The 23,125-nt window shown below is 72.0% G+C and carries 23 protein-coding genes; 7 read left to right on the top strand and 16 right to left on the bottom strand.

Annotated elements, in window-relative coordinates:
• Window positions 1-512: 512 nt before the first annotated feature.
• Window positions 513-2,030 (top strand): sensor domain-containing diguanylate cyclase, encoded by a 1,518-nt coding sequence (locus DA075_RS07460; RefSeq protein WP_099952670.1) that lies wholly within the window; start codon window positions 513-515, stop codon window positions 2,028-2,030.
• A gap of 91 nt (window positions 2,031-2,121) precedes the next feature.
• Here DA075_RS07460 and DA075_RS07455 read toward each other — a convergent pair whose 3' ends face one another.
• The 5 genes from DA075_RS07455 to DA075_RS07430 form a co-directional block, all read right to left on the bottom strand.
• Complete coding sequence (locus DA075_RS07455) at window positions 2,122-2,442, bottom strand: DMT family transporter (RefSeq protein WP_099956474.1); 321 nt, start codon at window positions 2,440-2,442, stop codon at window positions 2,122-2,124.
• 636 nt (window positions 2,443-3,078) lie between these two features.
• Window positions 3,079-3,699, bottom strand: a complete 621-nt coding sequence (locus tag DA075_RS07445) for a TPM domain-containing protein (RefSeq protein WP_232386072.1) — start codon at window positions 3,697-3,699, stop codon at window positions 3,079-3,081.
• A gap of 35 nt (window positions 3,700-3,734) precedes the next feature.
• Window positions 3,735-4,550 carry a TPM domain-containing protein gene (locus DA075_RS07440; protein ID WP_099952667.1) on the bottom strand — a complete coding sequence of 272 codons (816 nt, stop codon included), beginning with the start codon at window positions 4,548-4,550 and terminating at the stop codon, window positions 3,735-3,737.
• 4 nt (window positions 4,551-4,554) lie between these two features.
• Window positions 4,555-5,160: a LemA family protein gene (locus DA075_RS07435; RefSeq protein ID WP_099952666.1), complete on the bottom strand. Its 606-nt coding sequence runs from the start codon at window positions 5,158-5,160 to the stop codon at window positions 4,555-4,557.
• 166 nt (window positions 5,161-5,326) lie between these two features.
• Window positions 5,327-7,324 (bottom strand): methyl-accepting chemotaxis protein, encoded by a 1,998-nt coding sequence (locus DA075_RS07430; RefSeq protein ID WP_099952665.1) that lies wholly within the window; start codon window positions 7,322-7,324, stop codon window positions 5,327-5,329.
• A 429-nt stretch (window positions 7,325-7,753) separates the two neighbouring features.
• Between DA075_RS07430 and DA075_RS07425 the strand changes: the two genes are divergently transcribed.
• Entirely contained in the window at window positions 7,754-8,707 is a 954-nt protein-coding gene (locus DA075_RS07425; RefSeq protein ID WP_244936527.1) for a hypothetical protein, read from the top strand.
• 37 nt (window positions 8,708-8,744) lie between these two features.
• Here DA075_RS07425 and DA075_RS07420 read toward each other — a convergent pair whose 3' ends face one another.
• The 3 genes from DA075_RS07420 to DA075_RS36460 form a co-directional block, all read right to left on the bottom strand.
• The gene (locus tag DA075_RS07420) at window positions 8,745-9,029 is read right to left on the bottom strand and encodes a hypothetical protein (protein WP_099952664.1); all 285 of its coding nucleotides are present in this window, start codon (window positions 9,027-9,029) and stop codon (window positions 8,745-8,747) included.
• Between the two features lie 185 nt (window positions 9,030-9,214).
• The gene (locus DA075_RS07415; protein WP_099952663.1) at window positions 9,215-9,712 is read right to left on the bottom strand and encodes a peptide deformylase; all 498 of its coding nucleotides are present in this window, start codon (window positions 9,710-9,712) and stop codon (window positions 9,215-9,217) included.
• 131 nt (window positions 9,713-9,843) lie between these two features.
• Entirely contained in the window at window positions 9,844-10,014 is a 171-nt protein-coding gene (locus DA075_RS36460) for a hypothetical protein (RefSeq protein ID WP_164712239.1), read from the bottom strand.
• A gap of 229 nt (window positions 10,015-10,243) precedes the next feature.
• On the opposite strand from DA075_RS36460, the gene DA075_RS07410 reads away from it, so the two are divergent.
• A complete protein-coding gene (locus tag DA075_RS07410) occupies window positions 10,244-11,785 on the top strand; it encodes a Do family serine endopeptidase (protein ID WP_099952662.1) in 1,542 nt (513 codons plus the stop codon).
• A gap of 177 nt (window positions 11,786-11,962) precedes the next feature.
• Here the strand turns inward: DA075_RS07410 and DA075_RS07405 are convergent, their stop codons facing one another.
• The 3 genes from DA075_RS07405 to DA075_RS07395 all read right to left on the bottom strand — a co-directional run bounded on the left by DA075_RS07405 (window position 11,963) and on the right by DA075_RS07395 (window position 14,100).
• A complete protein-coding gene (locus DA075_RS07405; RefSeq protein WP_099956473.1) occupies window positions 11,963-12,544 on the bottom strand; it encodes a TetR/AcrR family transcriptional regulator in 582 nt (193 codons plus the stop codon).
• Window positions 12,541-13,014, bottom strand: a complete 474-nt coding sequence (locus tag DA075_RS07400; protein WP_099952661.1) for a nuclear transport factor 2 family protein — start codon at window positions 13,012-13,014, stop codon at window positions 12,541-12,543. The genes DA075_RS07405 and DA075_RS07400 overlap by 4 nt, the downstream gene beginning before the upstream one ends.
• Window positions 13,015-13,128: 114 nt before the next feature.
• Window positions 13,129-14,100 (bottom strand): hypothetical protein, encoded by a 972-nt coding sequence (locus tag DA075_RS07395; protein WP_099952660.1) that lies wholly within the window; start codon window positions 14,098-14,100, stop codon window positions 13,129-13,131.
• Between the two features lie 183 nt (window positions 14,101-14,283).
• Here DA075_RS07395 and DA075_RS07390 point away from each other — a divergent pair, with 183 nt between their 5' ends.
• Complete coding sequence (locus tag DA075_RS07390; protein WP_099952659.1) at window positions 14,284-14,868, top strand: helix-turn-helix domain-containing protein; 585 nt, start codon at window positions 14,284-14,286, stop codon at window positions 14,866-14,868.
• A 49-nt stretch (window positions 14,869-14,917) separates the two neighbouring features.
• On the opposite strand, the gene DA075_RS07385 is transcribed toward DA075_RS07390, so the two are convergent.
• On the bottom strand, window positions 14,918-15,214 hold the full coding sequence (locus tag DA075_RS07385) for a hypothetical protein (protein ID WP_099952658.1): 297 nt from the start codon (window positions 15,212-15,214) through the stop codon (window positions 14,918-14,920).
• Between the two features lie 338 nt (window positions 15,215-15,552).
• Between DA075_RS07385 and DA075_RS07380 the strand changes: the two genes are divergently transcribed.
• From DA075_RS07380 to DA075_RS07370, 3 genes are all read left to right on the top strand, one after another.
• Complete coding sequence (locus DA075_RS07380) at window positions 15,553-15,858, top strand: hypothetical protein (RefSeq protein ID WP_099952657.1); 306 nt, start codon at window positions 15,553-15,555, stop codon at window positions 15,856-15,858.
• Window positions 15,859-16,187: 329 nt separating this feature from the next.
• Window positions 16,188-16,469, top strand: coding sequence for a hypothetical protein (locus tag DA075_RS07375; RefSeq protein ID WP_099952656.1), 282 nt, complete (start codon window positions 16,188-16,190; stop codon window positions 16,467-16,469).
• Between the two features lie 201 nt (window positions 16,470-16,670).
• On the top strand, window positions 16,671-16,886 hold the full coding sequence (locus tag DA075_RS07370) for a hypothetical protein (protein ID WP_123834188.1): 216 nt from the start codon (window positions 16,671-16,673) through the stop codon (window positions 16,884-16,886).
• On the opposite strand, the gene DA075_RS36960 is transcribed toward DA075_RS07370, so the two are convergent.
• From DA075_RS36960 to kdpB, 4 genes are read right to left on the bottom strand one after another with little or no spacing between them, the layout of a single operon-like run.
• The gene (locus DA075_RS36960) at window positions 16,862-17,551 is read right to left on the bottom strand and encodes a response regulator transcription factor (protein WP_167456056.1); all 690 of its coding nucleotides are present in this window, start codon (window positions 17,549-17,551) and stop codon (window positions 16,862-16,864) included. The two genes, DA075_RS07370 and DA075_RS36960, sit on opposite strands and share 25 nt — an antisense overlap.
• Window positions 17,548-20,298 (bottom strand): sensor histidine kinase, encoded by a 2,751-nt coding sequence (locus tag DA075_RS07360; protein ID WP_099952654.1) that lies wholly within the window; start codon window positions 20,296-20,298, stop codon window positions 17,548-17,550. The genes DA075_RS36960 and DA075_RS07360 overlap by 4 nt, the downstream gene beginning before the upstream one ends.
• Window positions 20,295-20,918, bottom strand: coding sequence for a K(+)-transporting ATPase subunit C (locus DA075_RS07355; RefSeq protein WP_099956471.1), 624 nt, complete (start codon window positions 20,916-20,918; stop codon window positions 20,295-20,297). Before DA075_RS07355 ends, DA075_RS07360 begins: the two co-directional genes overlap by 4 nt.
• Window positions 20,919-20,945: 27 nt before the next feature.
• A complete protein-coding gene (gene kdpB / locus DA075_RS07350; protein WP_099952653.1) occupies window positions 20,946-23,093 on the bottom strand; it encodes a potassium-transporting ATPase subunit KdpB in 2,148 nt (715 codons plus the stop codon).
• Window positions 23,094-23,125: the final 32 nt, after the last annotated feature.

Raw genomic sequence — 23,125 nt, 5'->3', positions numbered from 1 at the left:
GCGATCCTGACGCTCGACGCCCGACCTTCCAGCGGCCGCCTTCCGCTCCTTCCGGACATAGGCGAACAGCGCCGCGAATATCGTGTTGCGAGCTTTCTTGGATAGCCAAGTGGCAAGTAATACCGCAGCGCCTTCGAACGGACTCGTTCGAAGGCGCTGGCTGAGCCCGAACGGGCGCCGGCGCCGGCGCCGATGCGCCGGAGGCCTTCGCATCGACACGCCGATGCGAAGGCGCGATGGTATGAGAACGATTGCGCCCTGGGTGAGCAGGAGATCATCGCCGCTCCCGAGATCCGCGCCGGCCTCAAACGGAGGGCCCATCTGACCACGAAGCGTCGGCGACGAGGGCGAGGGGTCGATCGACGCCGCGATCGTCTGCAGATAAACCGACTCACCCCCTGGTTGCGAACACCATCTGGTTAGATCAATCGAAAGCTGCATCTCATCGAAGCATGTAACGCGATATAACTTAATCCGAAAGATCTACATCTGCTAGAATTACGATCTAATCTTTGCTGAATTATCATGCTGTCAACGATTACTCTGTCATCGCATATACGCATCGTTGGTTCGCCATCGTGCGCGACGTGACGTCGAGGTTCGTGAGACCTTCCGTGACAGCAAGACTTGCAGACTGCATCGTCGGCCTTCTCTCTTTCGCGCTCGCCGCTGGCACGATCCACCTGACGAGCGACGGACGCGATATCGCGGCGGCGTGGCCTGCCAACGCCGTGCTCCTCGCCGCCCTGCTCGACCGCGGCCCGGGAACGAGGGCGGGAGTGTTCATTGCCGGGTTCCTAGCCAACCTAGCCGCCAACGTGGCGATGCGGGGTCCCAGCGCCGGTCTCCTGCTCTACGGCCTCTGCAACCTTGTTGAGATCGGCATTGCGGCCCGCCTGCTCCGGCCTGTTCTCGTCGATGACGGGCTACTAGGGGCACCTTCTGTTGTCGGGCGGTTCATCATGATCTGCGGCCTTGTCGCCCCGGGGCTTAGTGGGGTCGGCGGCGCCGCCACCGCTTGGCTATTGTTCGGGCAGAATTTCTGGGGGTCATTCGTCACCTGGCTCCTCAGTGACGGCCTCGGCCTTCTGATCCTCACGCCGTTCTTCTCTGCCCTGCTGCGCGGCGATTATCTCCAGTGCTTTTCCGACAGGGACTGGTGGCAGCGCGCGGAAGTGGTCGGGCTCCAGGTTCTGACCGCGGCGATCGCCTACGGTGTGTTCTTCGTCGCCGGGCGACCACTGTTGTTCGTGCTGTTCGGCCCGTTGATGCTGGTGACGTTCCGGCTTGGGCGGCTCGGAACGACGCTGTCCGTGATGATCATCGCCGCGATTGGCATCGTTGCGACCCTGCACGGCCAGGGGCCGATCGCCATGATTGCGCCGGACCCGCGAGAGCAGGCCGTCCTGTTCCAGGTTTTCCTCGCAATCCTGTTGCTGACTTGCCTGCCAGTAGCGGCGGCCCTCACCGCGCGGGGCGCGCGCCTTGCCTCCCTGTCGCGGAACGCCGAAGCTCTCCGGGAGCGGGAGGTCGTGCTCGCCCGCCTCGCCGCCACCGACCCCCTGACTGGCGTGCTCAACCGCGCGGCCTTCAGCGACGCGGCCGCGGCCGCGATGGAGAATCCGGCTCACGCGCCACTTAGCCTGATCGCGCTCGACCTCGACCTGTTCAAGCAGGTCAACGACCGGCATGGTCACAGGGCCGGGGACCGGGCACTGGTACACCTCGTCTCGGTCCTGCGCGCCGACCTCCGCGAGCACGACCTGATCGGGCGGGTTGGCGGTGACGAGTTCCTCGTCCTTCTCCCCGGGACCGACCTTGACCAAACAGGCGCGATCGCGGCGCGCCTGCGACATGCGCTGCGGCGCAAGCCCATGACGCTTGACGACGGCACCACCATGCACCTCTCGATGTCCTGCGGCACAGCCTTGCATCGGACTGAAACGGGCTTCGAGGATTTCATGCACGCCGCCGACATGGCGCTGTACACCGCCAAGCGCGCCAGGCGAGGAGTGGTGCACCCAGGGTGAGCCCAGGGCATTTTCTCGACGAAAGGGGCGCAATCCTAACGCCCGCGCTCTGGCGCCAAATCGCCGCTTCCCCGCCTCGCAGACCCAGTCTCTAGGAGGCGCTCGCAAGCTTCATCAACACGAGGCCCGATACGATCAGTCCCGCCGCAGCTAGCCGGGTGAGGCTCGCCTCTTCGCCGAGTACCATGATGCCGACGATGAACGCGCCCACTGCGCCGACGCCGGTCCAGATGGTATAGGCCGTCCCGAGCGGCAGAGATCGCATTGCCAGCGCCAACAGACCGAAGCTGCCAGCCATCGTCACGGCCATGATCGCCGTTGGCCACAGGCGGGTGAAGCCGTGCGACTGCTTCATCGCGTAGGCCCACACGACCTCAAGGACGCCAGCGGTGACCAGATAAATCCAAGCCATGACGGCCCTCCACCTGAAGGGCCGGGCCGTCCCGGACTTGAGCACCCGCGAGCGGGAGGGAGGACGTGGCCTCGCACCGCACAGGTAGGCGTGTGGCCATTGCGCTTCAAGTCCGCTCACCACCTTCAGCAGCTCATCGTGCGGTCAAGCTTGTTGGGCTTATACCCTAGGCTCCCACGCCCCGAGGGCGGCCGGGGTGTTGGCGCCGCGCTCATCGCGGCGCAAGCCCCTTCCGCGTCGGTCGCTCACCGCGGCGCGGCGGTCACCCTCCGGGATGGCGAAGTCCGTGCCCTCGACGACGCCACCGCGCGCCCAGCGCCCGGGAGAAGCGCAGCCGGTCGCCGGAGCCGTCGGCGGGTCCGGCGCAGCGGAAGTGCAGGCTCGGGAACAGGGCCTGCCTGGCGCCGGTCGGGCCGTCGCGCTCGGACATGGTCCTTGGCCGCCATCAGCGGGTCGCGGGAGCGGGCGCCCTCGGTCAAGGTCTCGGCGAGGAGGGCGCCGCGGCAGGGTCGATCATCGGGGTGTCCTCCTGCCGCCGGGTGGGTGCAGGGCGGGATCGGACGCGCGGGCGGGGCGCCGGTCGAGGACCCCGCAGGTCGTCTTCGCCGGATGACCCGGGGAGCATCGGCGCCGCGCCTATTCGGTCACGATCACCCGGTTCGGCAACTCGTCGCTGTCGCCGGGCTGCGGCGGGGCGGCCTCGGCCAGGATCGCGCCGGCCGCCTCCACCGCCCGCACCAGACCCTCCGCGAGGGCGTCGCGGCGGAGCGCCGCCACGAGGTCGTCCAGCACCGGCCGCCAGGCCTCGGGGGACGCGCCGATTCCGGCATCGGTCACCACGTCGGCGTAGCGCTCGGCCAGGGCGACATAGATCAGCACCCCGGTGCGGCCGCGCGTGCGGGCGAGGCCGCGCGCCTGGAACTCGTGCCGGGCGGCGGCGCGGGCGCGGGCGCGGCGAAAGGCGCGGGGCAGGGCGCGGGGCAGGCGGGCGAGGCTCGGGGCCGCCGCGAGGCTCAGCAGGAGCGCCAGGGCGACGACGAGCTGGACCAGGAAGATCCGGGTGGCGGAGAGCCCGGTCAGCAGGATCAGCGGCCAGGGCACCAGGAGGGCGCCCGCCAGCGCCAGGGCCGGCGGCAGGCTGCGATAGGCGCCGGAGCGGGCCGCCACCATCACGACGATCTCGCCGGCCGTGCCGCGCTCGGCCGCCGTGATCGCCGCGGCGATGCGGGCGCGCTCCGCCTCGCTCAGGGTCGTCATCGGCTTCACCATTGCGGGCCTCACCCATCTCGGCATCACCAGTCCCCCGAGGCGCCGCCGCCGCCGGAGGAGCCGCCCCCGCCCGAGAAGCCGCCGCCGAACCCGCCGCCGCCGCCAAATCCCCCGCCATAGCCGCCGCCGAAGCCGCCGCTTCCGGGGCCGGGCACGACGATCCAGTTGCCGCCCTGGCGGCGATGCGGCCGGCCCGGCCCTCCGCCACCGCCCGTCAGGAGCCGGACCAGCACGAAGCCGATCACCACGAGCAGGATCAGCACCAGGACCGGATCGAGGGTGCTCCCCGAATCCTCGCGCACCTCCGCCCGGCGCTGCCACTCGGCGGCGTCGCCGGAGAGGATGCCGAGGATCCCGTCCACGCCCGCCCGGATGCCGCCGGGAAAATCCCCGGCCTTGAATTTCGGTGCCACCGCGCTCGCGATGATCACCTTGGAGAGGGCATCGGTCAGCGCCCCTTCGAGGCCGTAGCCGACCTCGATCCGCACCTTGCGCTCGGTGGGAGCGACGAGGAACAGCACGCCGTTGTTCCGCGCCTTGGTGCCGAGGCCCCAGGCGCGGAAAAGGCGGTTCGCAAAATCCTCGACCGGGATGCCCTGGAGCGAGGGCAATGTGGCGACCACGACCTGGTCGGTGGTCTTGTCCTCGTGCGCCTTGAGCTGATCGGCGAGCGCCGCCCGCTCCTCGGGCCGCAGCAGGCCGGCGCCGTCGACCACCCGGCCGGTGAGCGGCGGCAGGTCGAGGGCGGAGGCGGCCCCGGCCAGGAGGACCAGGAGGGGGACCAGGAGGAGGGGGGCCAGGAGGAGGGCGAGGAGGCCGGCGCCGGCCCGGACGCGCATCGGCCTAGAACTTCACGTTCGGCGGGCGGCTGGCGTCGGGCGTGGCGGTGAACGCCTCCATGGGCTTGGCCTCCGGGTAGAGGGTGGAGGCGATCCAGCGGCCCGGGATGGTGCGGATCTCGGTGTTGTAGGTCTGCACCGCCTGGATGTAGTCGCGCCGCGCCACGGCGATGCGGTTCTCGGTGCCTTCGAGCTGCGATTGCAGGGCGAGGAAGTTGGCGTTCGATTTCAGGTCGGGATAGCGCTCGACGGTGACGAGGAGCCGGCCGAGCGCCCCGGAGAGCTGGTTCTGGGCGTCCTGGAATTCGCGGAACTTCTGCGGGTCGCTCACCGTCGAGGCGTCGACCTTGACCGAGGTCGCCTTGGCGCGGGCCTCGGTGACTTGCACCAGCACGTCCTTCTCCTGCTGGGCGTAGCCCTTCACGGTCTCGACGAGGTTGGGGATCAGGTCGGCGCGGCGCTGGTACTGGTTCTGCACCTCGCCCCAGCGCGACTTGGCGGCCTCCTCCAGTGTCGGCACCCGGTTGATCGCGTCGCAGGCCGAAAGGGTGGTGGCGAGGCCGAGCGCCAGGACGACGAGGCGCAGGCGGCCGAGGAAGGAGGCGGTCATGGTGGCTCAAGGCTCCTGGTCCGGGGGCGGCGCCTCGCGGCGCCGCGAGCGTCGCCGTATCCAGATAGGCGGCATTCCGCCGCGGACCAGCAGCGTCCGGGAAACAGGGCGGCGCGGGCGCGGGCGCGCCGGGGCCGGGGCCGGGGCCGCCGCCGGAGGAGGGCGGTCAGGCCGCCCGGATCGCCGCCAGGAACCGGTCGACCTGGCCCTTCACGCTCAGCGACTGGGCCGTGAGGCTGCGGGCGGCGTCGAGCACCTGGGCGGCGGCGTGGCCGGTCTCGCTCGCCGAGGCCGTCACCTGGCCGATATTGCCCGAGACGTCCTGCGTGCCGCGGGCGGCCTCGCCGATGGTGCGGGAGATCTCGCTGGTGGTGGCGGCCTGCTCCGTCACCGTGGCGGCGATGATTCCGGAGATCTCGTTGACCGACACGATGGTCTCGCCGATCTGGCGGATCGCCCCGGTGGCGCTGCCGGACGCGGTCTGGATCCGGGCGATCTGGCTCGCGATGGCGTCGGTCGCCCGCGTCGTCTGGCCGGCGAGTTCCTTGACCTCGGCGGCGACGACCGCGAAGCCGCGGCCTGCATCGCCGGCCCGCGCCGCCTCGATCGTGGCGTTGAGCGCCAGCAGGTTGGTCTGGCTGGCGATGGCCGAGATCATGGTGACGGCGGTGCCGATCTCCTCGGCGGCGCGGGCGAGGTCGCCCATCGCGGTGCCGGTCGCCTCGGCCTCGCGGCGGGCGAGGCCCGCGATCTCGTTCGAGCGCAGCACCTGGCGCTCGATCTCCTGGAGCGAGGCCGCCAGCTCCTCGGCGGCGACCGCCACGGTCCGCACGTTGGCGGCGGTCTCCTCGGAGGCCGCGCTCACTGCGACGGCGCGCTGGTTGGTGCCCTCGGCCACTCCGGTCATCGCGTGGGCGGTGGCGTCGAGCTGCGAGGCGGCGGCCGCGACGACGTCGAGGGAGGCGACGATGTCGGCCTCGAAGCCGCGCACCAGGCGATCGACGGCGGCGACCCGCCGGTCGCGGTCCGACTGCTCGGCCAGCGCCCGCGCCTCCATCTCCTGGCGCGCCACCGCGTTGGCGCGGAAGACGTCGACGGCCTTGGCCATGTCGCCCATCTCGTCGACGGCGTCGCGGGACGGCACCTCGACCGCGAGGTCGCCCTCCGCCAGCCGGGTCATCGCCCCGGTCATGCCGCGGATCGGCCCGATGATGCCGCGGGCGAGCAGGGACGCGAAGGCGAGGCCCAGGGCGACCACCGCGGCGGCGAGCCCGATCAGGGTGATCCGCGCCGTCCCGGCGGCGGCGGCGGTCGCGGCCGAGATCTCGGTCACCGACTCCTCGATCGAGCTGCGCGCCTCGGTGCCGGCCGCGTCGATCGCCTCGAATTTCGGCCGCGCCGCCCGGTCGTAGAGCTCGGCCTCCGCCAGCATCGCCCGCGAGGTCGCCTCGAACTGCGTCCTGTAGAAGCTCAACGCCTCGCGGACCGCGGTGATCGAGCGGGCATGGGTCCCGGTCCCGTCGAGGTCGGCGAGGGCCTTCAGGGCCGCCTCGGCGTTGCGGGCGTTGGTCTGGAAGGTCGCCGGGCCGGCCGGGTCCTTGACCGCGAGGAAGCGCCAGTTCGCCACCCGGACCAGCAGCATCGCGCTCTCGACCGCGGCGGCCCGGGCCGCCTCGGTCGCGGTGCCGAGCGCCCGGACCTCGGCCAGGAGGGCGCCGGTCGCCCGGGTCAGGGCGTCGCCGCCGGTGAACAGGTTGCCCCGTCCCGCCTGGGCGGCGGCGCCGAGCTGGCCGAGCCGATCGAGATCGGCCTTGAGGCGCTGCACCGTCTCGGCGATCAGGGTGTAGCGGGCCTTGCGGGACGGGGTGTAGGCGGTCTCGGCGAGCTCGGCGCTCACGGCGTGGATGTGGTCCGCGGTCGCCCGCATCGCGGCGAGCCCGCCGGGCTCCGGTGCGGCGCGGTACTGCGCGGTCTGGCTCGCCAGCCGCGCGGTCTCGGAATTGATGGTGTAGACCTTCAGCGCCACCCGCTCGAGGCGGGCGCGATGCTCGTAGCTGCCGGTGAGCCCGTCGGTCGTGTGCACGGCGAAGCCGCCGATGCCCGCCGACAGCACCACCAGAATGCCGAAACCGCCGTAGAGGCGCGTGCGAATACCCGTCTTCACGAGTGATCTCCTCGAGCACGTCCCGCCGACACGGAGGCCAGCTCGGCGTCGGGACGTCCGGTGAAACGAACACGGCTGGATGAACATCCGGAGCGGCACCCGACCGCGACACGTTCAAGACGCCGCGCTCGAACCCGCAGCGAACCTATCGTTTATTTCTTTAATAAATCGCTAATATTCAGAAAAGTTTTCGCATTAAAAATGTCATGTGACATAGATTGGCAGAACAACTCCGATCAATCGGAGAAAAAATTGCTCGCGCGTCACCTCTTTGCGATTGAGCGCACCGATTTTCCGATGTCAGAGGTTGCATTCACGCGTCATGCCGGCCACGATCCCGTTGGACCCTAGGGCATCGTGTCGGTTGGTGCGGAGACGCTTCGCTGTTATGCCCTGGCACCGGCCGGTGCGGGCCGATTCGGAACCGGCATGGCGAAGCGAGCGTCCAGAACAGCCGAGGCCAGGACAGCCGAGGTGCAGGCGGCGGAGGAGGTCGGGCCGGCGGGACCGCCGTCCCCGGCGGCCCTGCCATGGCGCGAGGCGCGCAACGCCGCCGCCCGGGCCCGGCTGGAGAAATCCCTGCCCGCCGTGTTCCCGGCTCCGGTGCTGCACCACGCCCTGGCGCGGCCGCTGGTGCCGCCGACACCGCGCCTCGCCGTGGAGAGCTACTGGCGCCACCACATCCTACGGGCCGACCGGCTGGCGCGGGCGCTGGCGGCACGGTCGGGCCAGCCCGAGGGCTGGGCCTGGCGGCTCGCCGCCGGGGAGGGTCTGGCCGAGACAGGCTCGGGGGAGACCGGGTCAGCCGGGGAAGGTTTGGCCAGGAAGGGCTTGCCGTTCAGCTTCCGGATGCCGCCGGCGCCGTTCCGCGAGGCGCCGCACCATCGGGGCAAGGGGCATTGCTGCGTCTGCGGCCAGCCGGTCTACCGCTTCGGCTGGCACCGGGACCTGTGGGGGACCGGCGCGCCCAACCGCAATGCGTCCTGGCATGCCGCCTGCGTGGCCGCCTGGAAGCTCTGGATCGCCCCGAGCGACCACGTGAAGGAGCTGAAGCGCCGCCAGGGCCATCGCTGCGCCGAGTCCGGCAAGCGCCTGCTGCGCACCGCCGAGGTCGACCACCGCGTGCCGCTCTACCGGATCTGGCGCGAGGAGCGGGCGCGGCCCTGGCCCGAGCTCCTGGGCTATTGGGGCCTGCCGAACCTCCAGGTGGTCAACCGGGCGATCCACGCCGGCAAATGCGCCGCCGAGGCCGGCGAGCGGGCGCGCGTGCGGCGGGGGGCGGGCCGCGCAGAGGAGGCTTGTGGCGCGGAGGAGGCCTACGGCCTGGCGTCGCCCGACCTCGTTCAGGCGCGGGATCCCCGCTCCCATGCGGGAGAGGGGTGACGCGCTCTCCGTTCCGGGAGCAGCGCGCGCGCCGCGCTCACCGCGGAAAGATGTGCAGCCCGTCATCCGGCAGCAGGTTGCGCGCCGGGCCGCCGGTCTGCTGGCCGCCGCCCTGCTGGTAGGCGGGCAGCTCGGGGCGGCGGTCGTTGTCGCCGCCGGTATCGTACACCCAGGGCGCGGACCACGGGGCGCGGCCGCCGACGGTGCCGGTGGCATCGATGTCGCGCGGGCCGTAACGGTAGGCCGGGCCCGGCTGGGCGGACGCCGCGAGCGTGGTCGCCAGCAGGGCGGCCGGGATCAGGAGGGTGCGGAGATGGCGCATCGGCGTCCTCGTCGAAGGGGTGACCGCCGGAGCGGCCGGATTGCCACGGTAACGGCCGCGCCGGGCCGGCCGTTCCCGCGTCGGGATCAGGATCGGGCCGGCAGCCTGCCCGGGCGGGGCTTCCCGTCCGGTTAAGGCGGATCTGCTCCCGGAGGCCCGGCCGGGGAAGGAGCCCCCCGCGGGCCTCAGCCCCGCCGCAGCCTGGCGTAGCGCTTGAACACCCGCTCGCGCCGGAGGCGGGACAGGCGCTCGATCCAGAACAGGCCGTCGAGCTGGTCGATCTCGTGCTGGAGGCAGGCGGCGGAAAAGCCCTCCTCCTCGGCCTCGTGCGCCGTGCCGTCGAGGTCGCGCCAGCGCACCCGCACCCGGGCCGGCCGCTCGACCTCCTCGTCGACGCCCGGCATCGAGACGCTGCCCTCGCGGTGGCGGGCGGTCTCGGGCGAGGTGAAGACCAGCTCCGGGTTGACGTAGACCCGCGGCGCGAGGTCGAGCCCGGCCCGGATGATCGTCAGCCGCACCGGCGCGCCGACATGCGGGCCGGTGAGGCCCAGCGCCGAGACCGCGAGCAGCGTGTCGAGCAGGTCGCCCGCGATGGTGCGCAAGGCGTCGTCGAAGGCGGTGACCGGGGGCGCCGCCAGGCGCAGGCGCGGGTCGGGGTAGAGAACCAGGGGGAGGGCGGGCATCGGGTCCTTCTAAGCAGACTTGCGTTGGCAGGCCAACGCTTCGTCCGCTCAGAGTCTTGTTTTGTCGCGGATTTTTGCCGCAAACCGGCCACCGCTTTTGCGAGATCTGCTTAGCGGGCGGGAGACGCTTCCTAGCGGGTGTGGAACGATTCGGGCCACAGGCCGGCCCGCTCGATGCCGACGACCAGCACCACCACGGCGAGCGCCACCGCCAGCACGACCAGCAGGTTGCGGCCCGGCACGCCCCGGGCGATCAGCACGAGCACCAGCAGCAGGGAGATGACCGAGACGACGACGTCCATGGGAATCCTCGGGGTGCGGGGGCGTCCGGGAGGGACGGGGATCGGGGCGGGCCGTCCGTCAAGCCCGGATCGCGGCCCGGCGTTCCGACGCCGCGTGCCGCCGGCCCGGAGGGCCGGACGTGCCTGACCAAACCGTAATCTTCGGGCCACGGCGCGGTCAGGCCCGCCGACCATAATGGCCCCATCGACCGGCCGCGAGCGCGGCCCTCGCCAGACGGAGCCCTCCCCGATGCCCCAGAATACCGAGACCTCCCGCTTCCACCGCAAGGCCCTCGCCTCCGTGGCGGCCGTGACCCTTGTGGCCACCGGCGCGCTGGGCACCGCGTTCCTGCCGCCGAGCACCCCCGCCTACGCCCAGGCCCTGCCGCAGACCCCGATCACCACCGCCGAGCATCCGCCGGGCAGCTTCGCGCCGATCGTCAACCGGGTGAAGCCCGGCGTCGTCTCGGTGAAGGTGAAGCTCTCGGACGATGCCTCGGACGACGAGGAGGGCGGCGGCCGGCCGAACCTTCAGAACGTGCCGCCGCAGCTGCGCGAGTTCTTCCGCCGCTTCGGCGAGGGCGGTCCCAATGGCGGCATGGGAGGCGGCATGGGGCGCCCGCAGCGCCACGGCGGTGGCGCGGCGCAAGGCTCGGGCTTCTTCATCTCGGCCGACGGCTACGTGGTGACCAACAACCACGTGGTGAACAACGCCAAGACGGTCGAGGTCACCCTCGATGACGGCCGCACCCTGCCGGCCAAGATCATCGGCACCGACCCGAAGACCGACCTGGCGCTGCTCAAGGTCACCGACGGCGCGCCGTTCCCCTACGTGAAGCTCGCCCACGGCGCGCCGCAGGTCGGCGACTGGGTGGTGGCGATCGGCAACCCGTTCGGCCTCGGCGGGACGGTCACCGCCGGCATCGTCTCGGCCCGCGGCCGCGACATCGGCGCCGGCCCCTACGACGACTTCCTGCAGATCGACGCGCCGATCAACAAGGGCAACTCGGGCGGGCCGACCTTCAACGTCTCCGGCGAGGTGGTGGGCGTCAACACCGCGATCGCCTCGCCGTCGGGCGGCAACGTGGGCCTCGCCTTCGCGATTCCCTCGGAAACCGTGCAGGCGGTGGTCGACCAGCTGCGCACCGACGGCAAGGTCGCCCGCGGCTATCTCGGCCTCCAGATCCAGCCGGTGACGAAGGACATCGCCGACAGCCTCGGCCTCGACAAGGCCAAGGGCGCGCTGGTGACCAGCGCCCAGGACGGCACGCCCGCCGCCAAGGCGGGGCTGAAATCCGGCGACGTGGTCCAGGCGGTGAACGCCGAGCCGGTGACCGATGCCCGCGAATTGTCGCGCAAGATCGCCTCGCTGAAGCCCGGCACCAAGGTCGACCTCGCCTATCTGCGCGGGGGCAAGGCCGAGACCGCCCAGGTGACCCTCGGCACGCTGCCGAACGACACCAAGGTGGCGAGCCTCGACGATCGCGGCGGGCGCCGCGGCGACAGCCAGCCGAGGCTGGGCCTGGGCCTGGCGCCGGCGGACCAGGTCGGGGCCGGCCAGGAGGGCGTCGCGGTGGTGAGCGTCGATCCGGACGGCCCGGCGGCGGCCAAGGGCATCCAGGAGGGCGACGTCATCCTCGATGTCGGCGGCCAGCCGGTCTCGACCCTCTCCGACGTCGCCGCCCGCATCCGCGCCGCGGAGAACGACGGCCGCAAGGCGGTGCTGATGCGGATCAAGAACGACAAGGGCACCCGCTTCGTGGCGGTCGGCCTGCAGAGCAAGAACGGCTGAGCGGTTCCACCGGATCGATCATACCATCGCGCTTTCGCATCGACACGTCGATGCGAAAGCGTCCGGCGCATCAGCGCCGGCGCCCGTTCGGGCTGAGCCAGCGCCTTCGAACGAGTCCGTTCGAAGGCGCTGCGGTAGCAGAGGCGCCGGCCCCGGGAGGGGCCGGCGCTTTTCGCGTCAGGCGTGAGCGGCGCTCTCGGCGAGCGCCGCCTCGAGCCGCGTCGCGAGCCGGGCGAGGGTCCGCCCGAACACGCCGGGATCCTGCAGCGCGCTCGCCGTCACCAGCGCGCCCTGGATCGACGTGACGGTCTCCTCGGCGAGGTCGCGGGCGCGGGCCTCGGCCATCCCGGCCCGGGCGAGGGCCGCGGCGACCGCGTCGCGCCAGGCGGCGAAATAGGCGTCGATGCGGCTGGCGAAGGCGTCGCGGGTCGTCGAGAGCGCGAAGGCGCCGACGAGGCAGACGCGCCGCCCCGACCGGAAATACACGTCCGTCTCCGCCAGCATGGCGCGCAAAGCCGTGGCGGGGTCCGGATCCTCGCGCAAGGGGCGGAACATCCGCACCTCGAACCACGTCTCGATCTCGGTCAGCACGCAGGCAGCCATCTCCTCCTTTCCACCGGGAAAGAAGTGGTAGAGGCTGCCCTTGCCGAGCCCGGTGCGCCGGGAGATCGCCGACAGGCTCGCACCCTCGTAGCCGTGCTCGCGAAAGGTCTCCGCCAGCAGGGGCAGGATCGCCTCGCGGGTCTGGGGCGCCCTCAGAGCCCCAGCTCCGTCAGGCCGGGATGATCGGCCGGGCGCGGCCCGGCCCGGTCCCAATGGAAGAGGCGCTCGCCCTCGGCGATCGGCAGGTCGTTGATGCTGGCATGGCGTGCCGCCATCAGGCCGTTCCCCGCAAACTCCCAGTTCTCGTTGCCGTAGGAACGGAACCACGCACCGGATGCGTCGTGGAACTCGTAGGCGAAGCGGACCGCGATGCGGGTGTCCGACCAAGCCCAGATCTCCTTGATCAGGCGGTACTCGTGCTCGCGGGCCCATTTGCGGGTCAGGAACGCGACGATGGCCGGGCGGCCCTGGAAGATCTCGGAGCGGTTCCGCCACCGGCTGTCCGGCGTGTAGGCGAGGGCGACCTTCTCGGGGTTGCGGCCGTTCCAGCCGTCCTCGGCGGCGCGGACCTTCAGGAGGGCGGTCTCGCGGGTGAAGGGCGGCAGCGGCGGGCGGCTCTCGGACATGGCGGGCTCCTCTTCTGTACCGATCGGTAAAGGCGTACCGGGACGGCGTCAAGCGCGCCGGATCCCGTCGCGGACCGGCCCCAGGATCAGCGGGGGATTCGAGGCCAGCGGGGATCAGGTTTGGCAGAGCCGGGCGAGCCGCCTGCCGGAGATCCTGCCGCGGGGCGTGCCGTCGCTCCGCACCGCCTCGCCCGCGAGCGCGATCCGGGTCGGGTTCTCGACCAGGGTGTAGCGGATGCGCCGGGCCGGCAGGCCGAACTGCATCGCCCAGAGCCGTAGGGCGGCGCAGAAGCCGCGCAGGGTCTCGGGCCCGAATCGCAGGGGATCGAGCACCGGCGCGACCTCGGCGGCGCCATAGGGCAGGGCGCGGAAGCCAGCGAGCCGGTCCGGGCGGCCCTCCGCGAGGGTGAAGGCGGCGCCCGCTTCGACGCCGAGGGAAGCGGCGCGGTCCGGCGGGACGGTGGTCAGCGCGACGGTCAGGGGCTGCTCGGCCACCAGCACCACGGCGCGGTCGGGCGCGCCCGCGAGGTCGACCGCCAGGGGCCGGTAGCCGCCCCCCGGCGGGCGCGGCGCCGTGAAGACGAGGCCGACCAGATCGAGGCTCGCGGCCGATCCCGAGATCCGGTCGGGATGGGCGGTCCAGCCGATCAGCCGCTCGCGCTGGGTGCTGCGCTCGCGCGAGACGTCGGGGATCTGGATGTCCGAATCCGGGAGCGTGCCGCGGATCGACGCCGGACCGTCGGGGCCCGCTGGCGCGGCCGTGCAGACCGGGCAGGGCCGTTCGGGGGCCGGCTCCTCGCCCGATGACGGCCGGTGCGGCAGGCGGGCCGGACGCTGGGAAGCCCCTTCAGCCTGCCCCCGGAGTTCCTGCCCGATGAGTTCTTGCCCGCTGAGTTCCTGCCCGCGGGAATCCTGCCCGCGGGAATGCTGCCAATGAGCGCCCGGTCCCTGGCCCTGGGCCTCCGCGGCCGGGCGCGGGCGCAGCAGGCCGATGCGCGGATCGAGGGCCGCGATCACCGCGAACGGGATGGCGGCGGCCCCGAAAGCCGCCACGCCGAGCCGCCAACGCCCACTTCCGTCCCGCACGCTCCACCGCCTCGCTGCCCGCACCCCTGGCGCCCTATTCGCCAGCATGCATCGAGTTTTGCGGAAAGTGCGTCCGTGACAAAGACTTAGATGGAAGAAACCTGGGGACGGCACCGCCGGATGCCGGTTTCCTGCCCTTGCGTCAGGAGTGAGGTGCATCCGGATGCCGTATAGGCTGGTCCGATGACGATGCCCGCGCCCGATCCCACCGACGGCCTCGCCCGCCGGCTGCGGCTGGAGCGCGAAGCGCGGGGCTGGTCGCTCGGTGACCTCGCGGCCCGGTCCGGCGTCTCGAAGGCGATGATCAGCAAGGTCGAGCGGGCCGAGGCGAGCCCGACCGCCGTGCTGCTCGGCCGGCTCTCGGGGGCCTTCGGGCTCACCCTCTCGACCCTGCTGGCCCGGGCGGAGGGGGAGACGGGCCAGCTCGCGCGCGCCGCGACGCAGCCGGTCTGGATCGACCCGGCGACCGGCTACCGCCGCCGACAAGTCTCACCGCAAATCTCGCCGCACCCGGTGGAGCATCCCCTCGACCTGACCGAGGTGGAATTGCCGGCCGGCGCCGAGGTCTCGTATCCGGCGGCGTCCTACACCTTCCTGCGCCAGATGATCTGGATGCTCGACGGCACCCTGACCTTCCGGGAGGGAGACACCCTGCACGTGCTCGAGCCCGGCGACTGCTTGGCGCTCGGCGCGCCGGCCGACTGCACCTTCGCCAACCGGAGCGGGCAGCCCTGCCGCTACCTCGTCGCCGTGGTGCGGCAGCGCTGACCGCTGCCGCAGCGCTCAACGCCGCGGCAGTCCCGAATGCGTCGACGGCTCAGGCCGCGCGCCGGGCGAGGACGCTGCGGGCCTCGGCCCCGCCGCGCAGGAAGCCGTAGACCAGCACCGGCCAGCAGAACAGCAGCACCGCCAGCGGCACCGACATCTGCCAGCCGACGATCGCCCCGACGATGCCCGCCGCCGAGCCGACGAAGCGGAAGTAGAAGACCGGCACCGCGATCACGAGGGCGACGAGGACAGGCACGCCCAGCACCGCGGTCAGGCCGGCCTGCACCGCCAGGAGGTTGGTCACGCCCATGGCCAGGAACACCAGGAAGGCGGCTATCTGCGTCATCGGACCCTGCTCTCGCGCTCGTCGAACCATGCCGGGCCACACAGCCAGACGAGAATGGCTTTTTGTGGGGCGACGATCGCCCCGGCGGGTCTCCACACCACCGCCACGCGAGCTCGGCAGATCGTGGAACATTTTTGCATATTTCATACGACAAATAGAATAAATCGACCTTATTGAGCCATAAGCAAAGTCGGCAAACAGTAATTAATCCGGAGATGCGATACGTATTCGGTCATCATGTGTGCCAACGCACATTGATGATGGCGTGGCCGACTTAAATCCCACGGCGATCGGCGCCGCACCCTTGCGGAAGCCCGCACCAGCCAACGAGATCGACGATGACGAAGACGACCCTGCTTCTCGCCGGGGCGGCGCTGTTCGCCGCCAACGCGGCCCAGATGACGTCGGCCCAAGCCCAATCGGCGAAGGAGAACTACAGCTACAAGGCGCCGTCCGGCATGTTCAGCGAGGGCACCACGAAGTGGGACATGTACCGCTTCATGGCGATCGACCACGAGCAGCAGGAGGCCAAGGCCGCCGCGGAGGCCGCCGCGGAGGCCGCGACCGGTCAAACCGCGTCGGTGCCGGCCGCGGCGGCCGAGGGCCGGGCGACCGCCCATGCCCGGCTCCGCGGCCGGCACTGACCCGCAGGGGCCGGCCCCGGAGCAGCGCCCGGTCGCAATCGCGGCCGGGCGCTGCTCCCGCGCCTTCGAGCGGGCCGCTTCGCCGGGCCCGAGCCCCCGGCCCAGCCGCCGAACGTGGCTCCCCGGCCACGGGGGAGTCGGTTGCACTCACATCTAACCGTCATCCCTCTCCTCAGCCGCAGCGGCTTGGATCAGGTTATCGACAGCGCGGACGACCACAGATCCGCGGACGCAACGGTTCAGGGGGCATGATGGACGCGCGGGCGCTGCTCACCCAAGTCCAATCCAACATCGGAGCAACGTGCGACCGAGCAGCTCGGCAGGCATCATTGATCGAGACCCGCGAGCAGAACGGTTTGTCGACCGATCACGAACGGAATGTCCTGCGCGGCATGCGCGTGTCCCTCGGCTTCGAGTACCACCAGCAGGATCTTCTGCTCGCCACCTTGTCCGCCGAGGACGACCATCGCGGCGCGCCGGCCCGCCGCGCGTGCCACCGCGGCGCCGGGGAGGATTGTCCGCTGCCGGTGCGCTGCTGCGCGACCCTGGCGGCGACCGTCAGGCTCCCGCCGCAGGGGGCCTGGTCTCACGCGGCGATCGCGCCGCGCTGAGTCGCGAGGCGCGCCGGCAGCGACGCCCGACTCTGAGGCGGGACCGCCACAGCGTCCATCCGCGTGCCGTCCCGCGCATGGCCGCTCCCCTCGGGCGGTCGCCCCGTCCCGGCTAGTCCCGGGGCGCTGTGGCGCCGGAGCACTGGCGGCCGGCCCGGCCCCGGCGGTCTTCTCCCGCGGCGAGATCAGGGAGCCACCACCTTGCCCACCCCGTTGCCCGCCCTGTCGGACGCGCCGCTCTTCCTCCACCTCGCCGGGTCGCTGGCCTTCGTGGCCGTCGCCGGCCGCGGCATCGGCTGGGCCCTCGACGCCTGGGTGCGGCGCGCCCCTGAGACTGCGCCACCCGCCGCGCCGGAGGATACGGCCGGGACGGAGCCGGCCGAGGCGCCGCCTCACTCAGGCGCCCGCATCCGGTAGCCCACCCCGGTCTCGGTCAGGATGTAGCGCGGGCGCTCGGGCTCGGGCTCGAGCTTCTGGCGCAGCTGGCGCACATAGACCCGGAGATAGTGCGGGTCGGCGGCACTCCCCCAGACCTCGCGGAGCAGATGGGCGTGGGTGAGCACCTTGCCGGCATGGTGCACGAGCAGGCGCAGCACGTCGTATTCCTTGGGCGACAGCTTCACCTCGCGCTCGCCGACCCGGACGATCCGGCGCACCAGGTCGACCGAGAGGTCGCCGGCCCGGAAGACCGGGCGTTCGCCGCCGACCGCGAGCTGGTGGCGCAGGGCCGTGCGCATCCGGGCGAGCAGCTCGTTCATGCCGAAGGGCTTGGTGACGTAGTCGTCCGCCCCGAGATCCAGCGCCTCGACCTTGCCGGCCTCGTCGTCCCGGCTCGACAGCACGATCACCGGCAGGTCGGGCTTGAGCCCGCGGATCTGCGCCAGCAGGTCGTGGCCGGCGATGTCCGGCAGGCCGAGATCGAGGATCGCCAGGGCGAAATCCTCCCGCCCCAGGAGGTCGAGGGCGGTGCGGCCGTTCGGCGCCTCGGTCACGGCGTAGCCCTGGCTGCCGAGGCCCACGCGCAGGAGCCGGCGGATCGGCGGCTCGTCGTCGATCACCAGGATGCGGATGTCGTTGCTCACGCGGCGTCCTCCAGGGCGGCGCGGGGCACCGGGAAGGTCAGGGTGAAGGCGGCCCCCGGGAAGGCGGGATCTTGACCGTCGCTTCGGTTGCGGGCGGTGATCCGCCCGCCCATCGCCTCGACGAAGCCGCGGGAGATCGCGAGGCCCAGGCCCGTCCCGGCCCGGACCCGGTCGCTCTTCCTCACCCGGTAGAAGGTGTCGAAGATCCGCTCCTCGTCGCCCGCCGGGAGGCCCTCGCCCTCGTCGAGGATCCGCAACGCGACCGCGTCGCCCTCCCGCCAGCCCTCGATCCGCACCAGGCTGCCCTCCGGCGCGTATTTGGCGGCGTTGTCGAGGAGATTGAACAGCACCTGCTCCATCAGCACCGCGTCGAGGCGCAGGGAGGGCAGGCCGGGCCTCAGCGCCAGCGCGATCCGGTGATGGGCGAGGATCTTGCCCGCCCGCTCGAGCGCCGTCGCGACGATCTCCGCCAGGTCGTGGGGGGCGAGGTTCGGGGCGAGCGCGCCGGATTCGAGCTTCGTCATGTCGAGCAGGTTGGCGATGAAGCGGTTCAGCCGCTCGGCCTCGTCGATCATCGTCGCCACGAGCTCGCCCTGCGCCTCCCGGTCCAGGGCGGGACCGAGGTCGCGCAGGGTCGTGGCGGAGCCGAGCACCGCGGCGAGCGGCGTCTTGAGGTCGTGAGAGAGCGAGGAGAGCAGGGCCTGGCGCAGGCGGTCGGTCTCGGCCGAGCGCCGGGCCCGGTCGAGGTCCTCGACGAGGTGCACCCGCTCGATGGCGAGGGCGCCCTGGTCGGCCAGGGCGTCGAGGAGCCGGCGCTGGTCGGGGGTGAGGAGCGGCCCCGGCTTGTCGCCGTCGAGCCCCACCACCCCGACCATGCCGCGGCCGGTGCGCAGGGGCAGGAACAGGCGCTTGGCGCCCGGCAGGGTGTCGGCGCCCCGGCCCGCCGGGCGGCCGTGGTCGAACGTCCATGTCGCCGCCGCGAGGTCGGCCTCGTCGAGGAAGTCCTCCGGCGGATAGCCCGCCATCACGGCGATGGCGCCGCTGCGCGCCGCGGCGCCCTCCTGCGGCAGGAGCAGCACCACCCGCAGGCGCAGCATCAGGGCGATCTGGTAGGCGGTGGCCCAGAGCACGTCGTCGAGGGTGCCGCAGCCCGCGAGCTTGCGCGAGAAGCCGTAGAGCGCTTCCGTCGCCTTGCTCCGCGCCCGCGAGATCGTCGCCTCGGCGCGCACCCGCGCGGCGAGGTTCGAGACCACCACCGCCACCAGGGTGAAGAAGAACAGCGCGACGACGTTCGTGGGATCGGCGATCGTGAAGGTGTAGAGCGGCGGCAGGAAGAAGAAGTTGTAGGCGAGCGACGAGGCCAGGACCGCGGCGAGGGACGGGTACAGCCCGAAGCGCACCGCCACCGCCACCACGGCGGTGAGGAAGACGAGGTCGGTGCTCTCGTGGCCGAGGGAGGATTGCAGCGCGAGGCCGACGGCCAGCGCGACCGCGACCGCCGCGAGCGCGGCCCCGTAGGGCAGGAGGCTCGGCCGCGGCGGGGATGCGGTGCGCACGCCCCTGTGGGATGCGGGATCCCCGGCGACCTCCTCGCCCGCCACGACGTGGACGCTGATCGGGCCGGAGCGGCGCAGCAGGTCGTGCACCACCGAGCCGTGGAGGAGCTCGAACCAGCGCGAGCGGGTCGACTTGCCGATCACCACGTGGGTGACGTTGTGCTCGCGGGCGAAGCCCACCACGTCGTCGGCGATGCGGCCCTGGCTCGGCAGGGTCGCGGTCTCGGCGCCGAGCCGCTCGGCGAGCCGCAGGGTGTCGGCGATGCGGTCGCGCTCGGCCTCGCTCAAGCCGGCGCTGCGCCGCCCCTCGATGGTGAGGGCCGTGAACGGCGCCCGCAGCCGGTCGGCGAGGCGCTTGGCGTAGCGCACGAGGCCCGCCGCGCGCGGATCCTCGCTGACGCAGACCAGCACCCGCTCCCCCGCCGCCCAGGGGCCCGGGATGGCATGGGCGCGCATGTGGGTGACGAGCTGGTCGTCGACCTGCTGGGCGGTGCGGCGCAACGCCAGCTCGCGGAGCGCCGTGAGGTTGCCGGGGGAGAAGAAGTGCTCGAGCGCCCGCTCGGCTTGGCGCGGCAGGTAGACCTTGCCCTCCTGCAGGCGCCGGATCAGGTCGTCGGGCGAGAGGTCGATCACCTCGATGTCGTCGGCCCGGTCGAGGATCGAATCCGGCACCGTCTCGCGCACCCGGATCCGGGTGATCTGCGCCACCACGTCGTTCAGGCTCTCGACGTGCTGGATGTTGAGGGTGGTGTGGACGTCGATGCCGGCCTGGAGCAGCTCCTCGACGTCGAGGTAGCGCTTGGGGTGGCGCGAGCCCGGGGCGTTGGTGTGGGCGAGCTCGTCGACGAGGGCGAGGCGGGGCTTTCGGGCCAGCAGCCCGTCGAGGTCCATCTCGGCGAGCAGGGAGCCGCCATGCGGCACGGCGCGGCGGGGCAGCACCTCGAGCCCGGCGACCAGGGCCTCGGTCTCGGGCCTGCCATGGGTCTCGACCACGCCCACCACCACGTCGACGCCCTCGCGCCGCCGGGCGTGGGCGGTGGTCAGCATCTCGTAGGTCTTGCCGACCCCCGGCGCGGCGCCCAGGAAGATCTTGAGGCGCCCGCGCCCGGGCGCCTCCCGGCGCGCCTGCGCCAGGAGGGCGTCGGGCGAGGGCCGCAGGCCCTCGCGAGAGGGATGCGAGCTCTCCCTCATCGAGCCTGGCGCGCGGGCATCGGGCCGAGATCCAGGGCGCGGTTGAGGGCGAGCACGTTGACCCGGCGCTCGCCGAGGATTCCGAGGCTCGGTTCCTGGACCTGCCCGGCGACGAGGGCGCGTAAAGACTCCTCGGACAGGCCCCGGGCCTTCGCCACCCGGGGCACCTGGAACAGGGCGGCCTCGGGCGAGACGTCGGGGTCGAGGCCGGAGCCCGAGGTGGTGACGAGGTCCTGCGGCACCGGATCGGCGGGGTTCTCCGCCCCGAGCGTCGCGAGGTCGGCCTTCACCCGCTCGATCAGTGCGGGGTTGGTCGGCCCGAGATTGGCGCCGCCGGAATTGGCGGCGTTGTAGGGCGCCGGCACGGTCTTCGCGGGATCGGCCGGATCGGGCGCCACGGTCGCCGAGGGGCGGCCGTGGAAGTAGCGTTCGCTGGCGAAGGTCTGGCCGATCAGCGCGGAGCCGATCAGCGTGCCGTCCTGGTCGCGGACCAGGCTGCCTTGCGCCTGCGCCGGGAAGAGCGCGCCGGCGATGCCCGTCATGGCGAGCGGGTAGGCGAGGCCGGTGACGAGCGTCAGGCCGGTGAGGAGCACGAGGGCGGGGCGGAGGTGCCGGAGCATGGCGGTGTCCTTCAAGCCGAATTTTCGTCAAGCGAGGTGGAGGGCGCTCACGGCGAGATCGATCAGCTTGATGCCGGCGAACGGCACCAGGATCCCGCCGAGACCATAGATCAAGAGGTTGCGCCGCAGCAACGCGGCGGCGCCGACGGCACGGTAGCTCACCCCGCGCAAGGCGAGCGGGATCAGTGCCACGATGATCAGCGCGTTGAAGATGATCGCCGACAGGATCGCGCTCTGCGGCGAGGCCAGCCCCATCACGTTGAGGGCCTGGAGCTGGGGATAGAGCCCGACGAACATCGCCGGGATGATGGCGAAGTACTTCGCCACGTCGTTGGCGATCGAGAAGGTGGTGAGCGCGCCGCGGGTCATCAGCAGCTGCTTGCCGATCTCGACGATCTCGATGAGCTTGGTCGGGTCGGAATCGAGGTCGACCATGTTGCCGGCCTCGCGGGCCGCCACCGTGCCGGTGTTCATCGCCACGCCGACATCGGCCTGGGCCAGCGCCGGCGCATCGTTGGTGCCGTCGCCGCACATCGCCACGAGCTTGCCTTGCGCCTGCTCCTTGCGGATCAGCGCCAGCTTGTCCTCGGGCGTCGCCTGGGCGAGGAAATCGTCGACGCCGGCCTCCGCGGCGATCGCCGCCGCGGTCATCGGGTTGTCGCCGGTGATCATCACCGTGCGGATGCCCATCCGGCGCAGCTCCGCGAAGCGCTCGGCGATGCCGCCCTTGACGATGTCCTTGAGGTGAACGACGCCGAGCAGCGTGCCGTCGCGGGCCACCGCGAGCGGCGTGCCGCCGGCCTTGGCGATCTCCTCGGCGATCGCCCGGACCTCCTGGGCGGCGGCCGGATCGAGGCGGGGTTGCAGCACCCGGGCGGCGCTGCCCGCGCCGAGCGGCGCGCCGGCGCCGTACGGCGCCGGAGCGGCCTCCAGGCTCGCGATCACCGCATCGACCGCGCCCTTGCGGATCGAGGAGCCGTCGAGGTCGATGCCCGACATCCGCGACTGCGCGGTGAAGGGCACGAAGGTGGCGTTCAGGCTCGCCATGTCGCGGGCGCGGAGGCCGTGCGCCTCCTTGGCCAGGACCACGATCGAGCGGCCCTCCGGGGTCTCGTCGGCGAGCGAGGCGAGCTGGGCCGCATCGGCGAGCGTCGCAGGCGTGACGCCCCGGACCGGGCGGAACTCCGTCGCCTGGCGGTTGCCGAGCGTGATCGTGCCGGTCTTGTCGAGGAGGAGCGTGTCGACGTCGCCCGCCGCCTCGACGGCGCGGCCCGACATCGCCAGCACGTTGAAGCGCACCAGCCGGTCCATGCCGGCGATGCCGATCGCCGAGAGCAGCGCCCCGATCGTGGTCGGGATCAGGGTGACGAACAGCGCCACCAGCACCGCGAGCGGGATCGCGCCGCCGGCATACGACGCGAAGCTCGGGATCGAGCCGACCGCGAACACGAACACGATGGTGAGGCCGGCGAGCAGGATGTTGAGGGCGATCTCGTTGGGGGTCTTCTGCCGGGCCGCGCCCTCGACCAGCGCGATCATCCGGTCGATGAAGGTGGCGCCGGCGGCGGCCGTGATCCGCACCCGGATCCAGTCGGAGAGCACCTGCGTGCCGCCGGTCACCGCCGAGCGGTCGCCGCCGGATTCGCGGATGACGGGGGCGGATTCGCCGGTGATCGCCGCCTCGTTGACCGAGGCGATGCCCTCGATCACCTCGCCGTCCGACGGGATCACGTCGCCGGCCTCGACCAGCACGACGTCGCCGATCGTGAGGCCTTCGCCCGGCACGGTCTCGTAGGCTGTCCGCGGCCCGCCGGGCGCGGCGGCGGGGCCGGTCAGCAGCTTCGCGGTGGTCTCGGTGCGGGTGCGGCGCAGGGACTCGGCCTGGGCCTTGCCGCGACCCTCCGCCACCGCCTCGGCGAAGTTGGCGAACAGCAAGGTGAACCACAGCCACAGGATGATCTGGCCGGTGAAGGCCAGATCCTTGAACGATGCGTCGTGCCCGCCGGTGACGAGGTCGCGGAGGAACAGGAGCGTGGTGAAGGCCGCCACGACCTCGACCACGAACATCACGGGGTTCTTCACCATCTGGCGCGGATCGAGCTTCGTGACCGCGCCGAGGCAGGCCGGCCCGAGCAGGGCGGCGCTGAAGAGGGAGGAGTTTTGGGTCTGGGCCATGATCGTCGGGATCCGGATGAGCCGGGAGGACG

The sequence above is a fragment of the Methylobacterium currus genome (assembly GCF_003058325.1).
Classification (GTDB): Bacteria; Pseudomonadota; Alphaproteobacteria; order Rhizobiales; family Beijerinckiaceae; genus Methylobacterium; species Methylobacterium currus.
The sequence above is the reverse complement of the archived record's forward strand: the minus strand, read 5'-3'. Positions and strand labels throughout refer to the sequence as shown.

What these genes read in the sequence shown, in the direction of transcription:
- kdpB (WP_099952653.1), bottom strand. Translation starts at nt 23,093, where the DNA reads ATGGCCCAGACCCAAAACTCCTCCCTCTTCAGCGCCGCCCTGCTCGGG.
- DA075_RS07390 (WP_099952659.1), top strand. Translation starts at nt 14,284, where the DNA reads ATGACGATGCCCGCGCCCGATCCCACCGACGGCCTCGCCCGCCGGCTG.
- DA075_RS07415 (WP_099952663.1), bottom strand. Translation starts at nt 9,712, where the DNA reads ATGCCCGCCCTCCCCCTGGTTCTCTACCCCGACCCGCGCCTGCGCCTG.
- DA075_RS07455 (WP_099956474.1), bottom strand. Translation starts at nt 2,442, where the DNA reads ATGGCTTGGATTTATCTGGTCACCGCTGGCGTCCTTGAGGTCGTGTGG.
- DA075_RS07420 (WP_099952664.1), bottom strand. Translation starts at nt 9,029, where the DNA reads ATGCGCCATCTCCGCACCCTCCTGATCCCGGCCGCCCTGCTGGCGACC.
- DA075_RS07355 (WP_099956471.1), bottom strand. Translation starts at nt 20,918, where the DNA reads ATGCTCCGGCACCTCCGCCCCGCCCTCGTGCTCCTCACCGGCCTGACG.
- DA075_RS07435 (WP_099952666.1), bottom strand. Translation starts at nt 5,160, where the DNA reads ATGACCGCCTCCTTCCTCGGCCGCCTGCGCCTCGTCGTCCTGGCGCTC.
- DA075_RS07360 (WP_099952654.1), bottom strand. Translation starts at nt 20,298, where the DNA reads ATGAGGGAGAGCTCGCATCCCTCTCGCGAGGGCCTGCGGCCCTCGCCC.
- DA075_RS07425 (WP_244936527.1), top strand. Translation starts at nt 7,754, where the DNA reads ATGGCGAAGCGAGCGTCCAGAACAGCCGAGGCCAGGACAGCCGAGGTG.
- DA075_RS07385 (WP_099952658.1), bottom strand. Translation starts at nt 15,214, where the DNA reads ATGACGCAGATAGCCGCCTTCCTGGTGTTCCTGGCCATGGGCGTGACC.
- DA075_RS07410 (WP_099952662.1), top strand. Translation starts at nt 10,244, where the DNA reads ATGCCCCAGAATACCGAGACCTCCCGCTTCCACCGCAAGGCCCTCGCC.
- DA075_RS07400 (WP_099952661.1), bottom strand. Translation starts at nt 13,014, where the DNA reads ATGTCCGAGAGCCGCCCGCCGCTGCCGCCCTTCACCCGCGAGACCGCC.
- DA075_RS36460 (WP_164712239.1), bottom strand. Translation starts at nt 10,014, where the DNA reads ATGGACGTCGTCGTCTCGGTCATCTCCCTGCTGCTGGTGCTCGTGCTG.
- DA075_RS07380 (WP_099952657.1), top strand. Translation starts at nt 15,553, where the DNA reads ATGACGAAGACGACCCTGCTTCTCGCCGGGGCGGCGCTGTTCGCCGCC.
- DA075_RS07440 (WP_099952667.1), bottom strand. Translation starts at nt 4,550, where the DNA reads ATGCGCGTCCGGGCCGGCGCCGGCCTCCTCGCCCTCCTCCTGGCCCCC.
- DA075_RS07445 (WP_232386072.1), bottom strand. Translation starts at nt 3,699, where the DNA reads ATGACGACCCTGAGCGAGGCGGAGCGCGCCCGCATCGCCGCGGCGATC.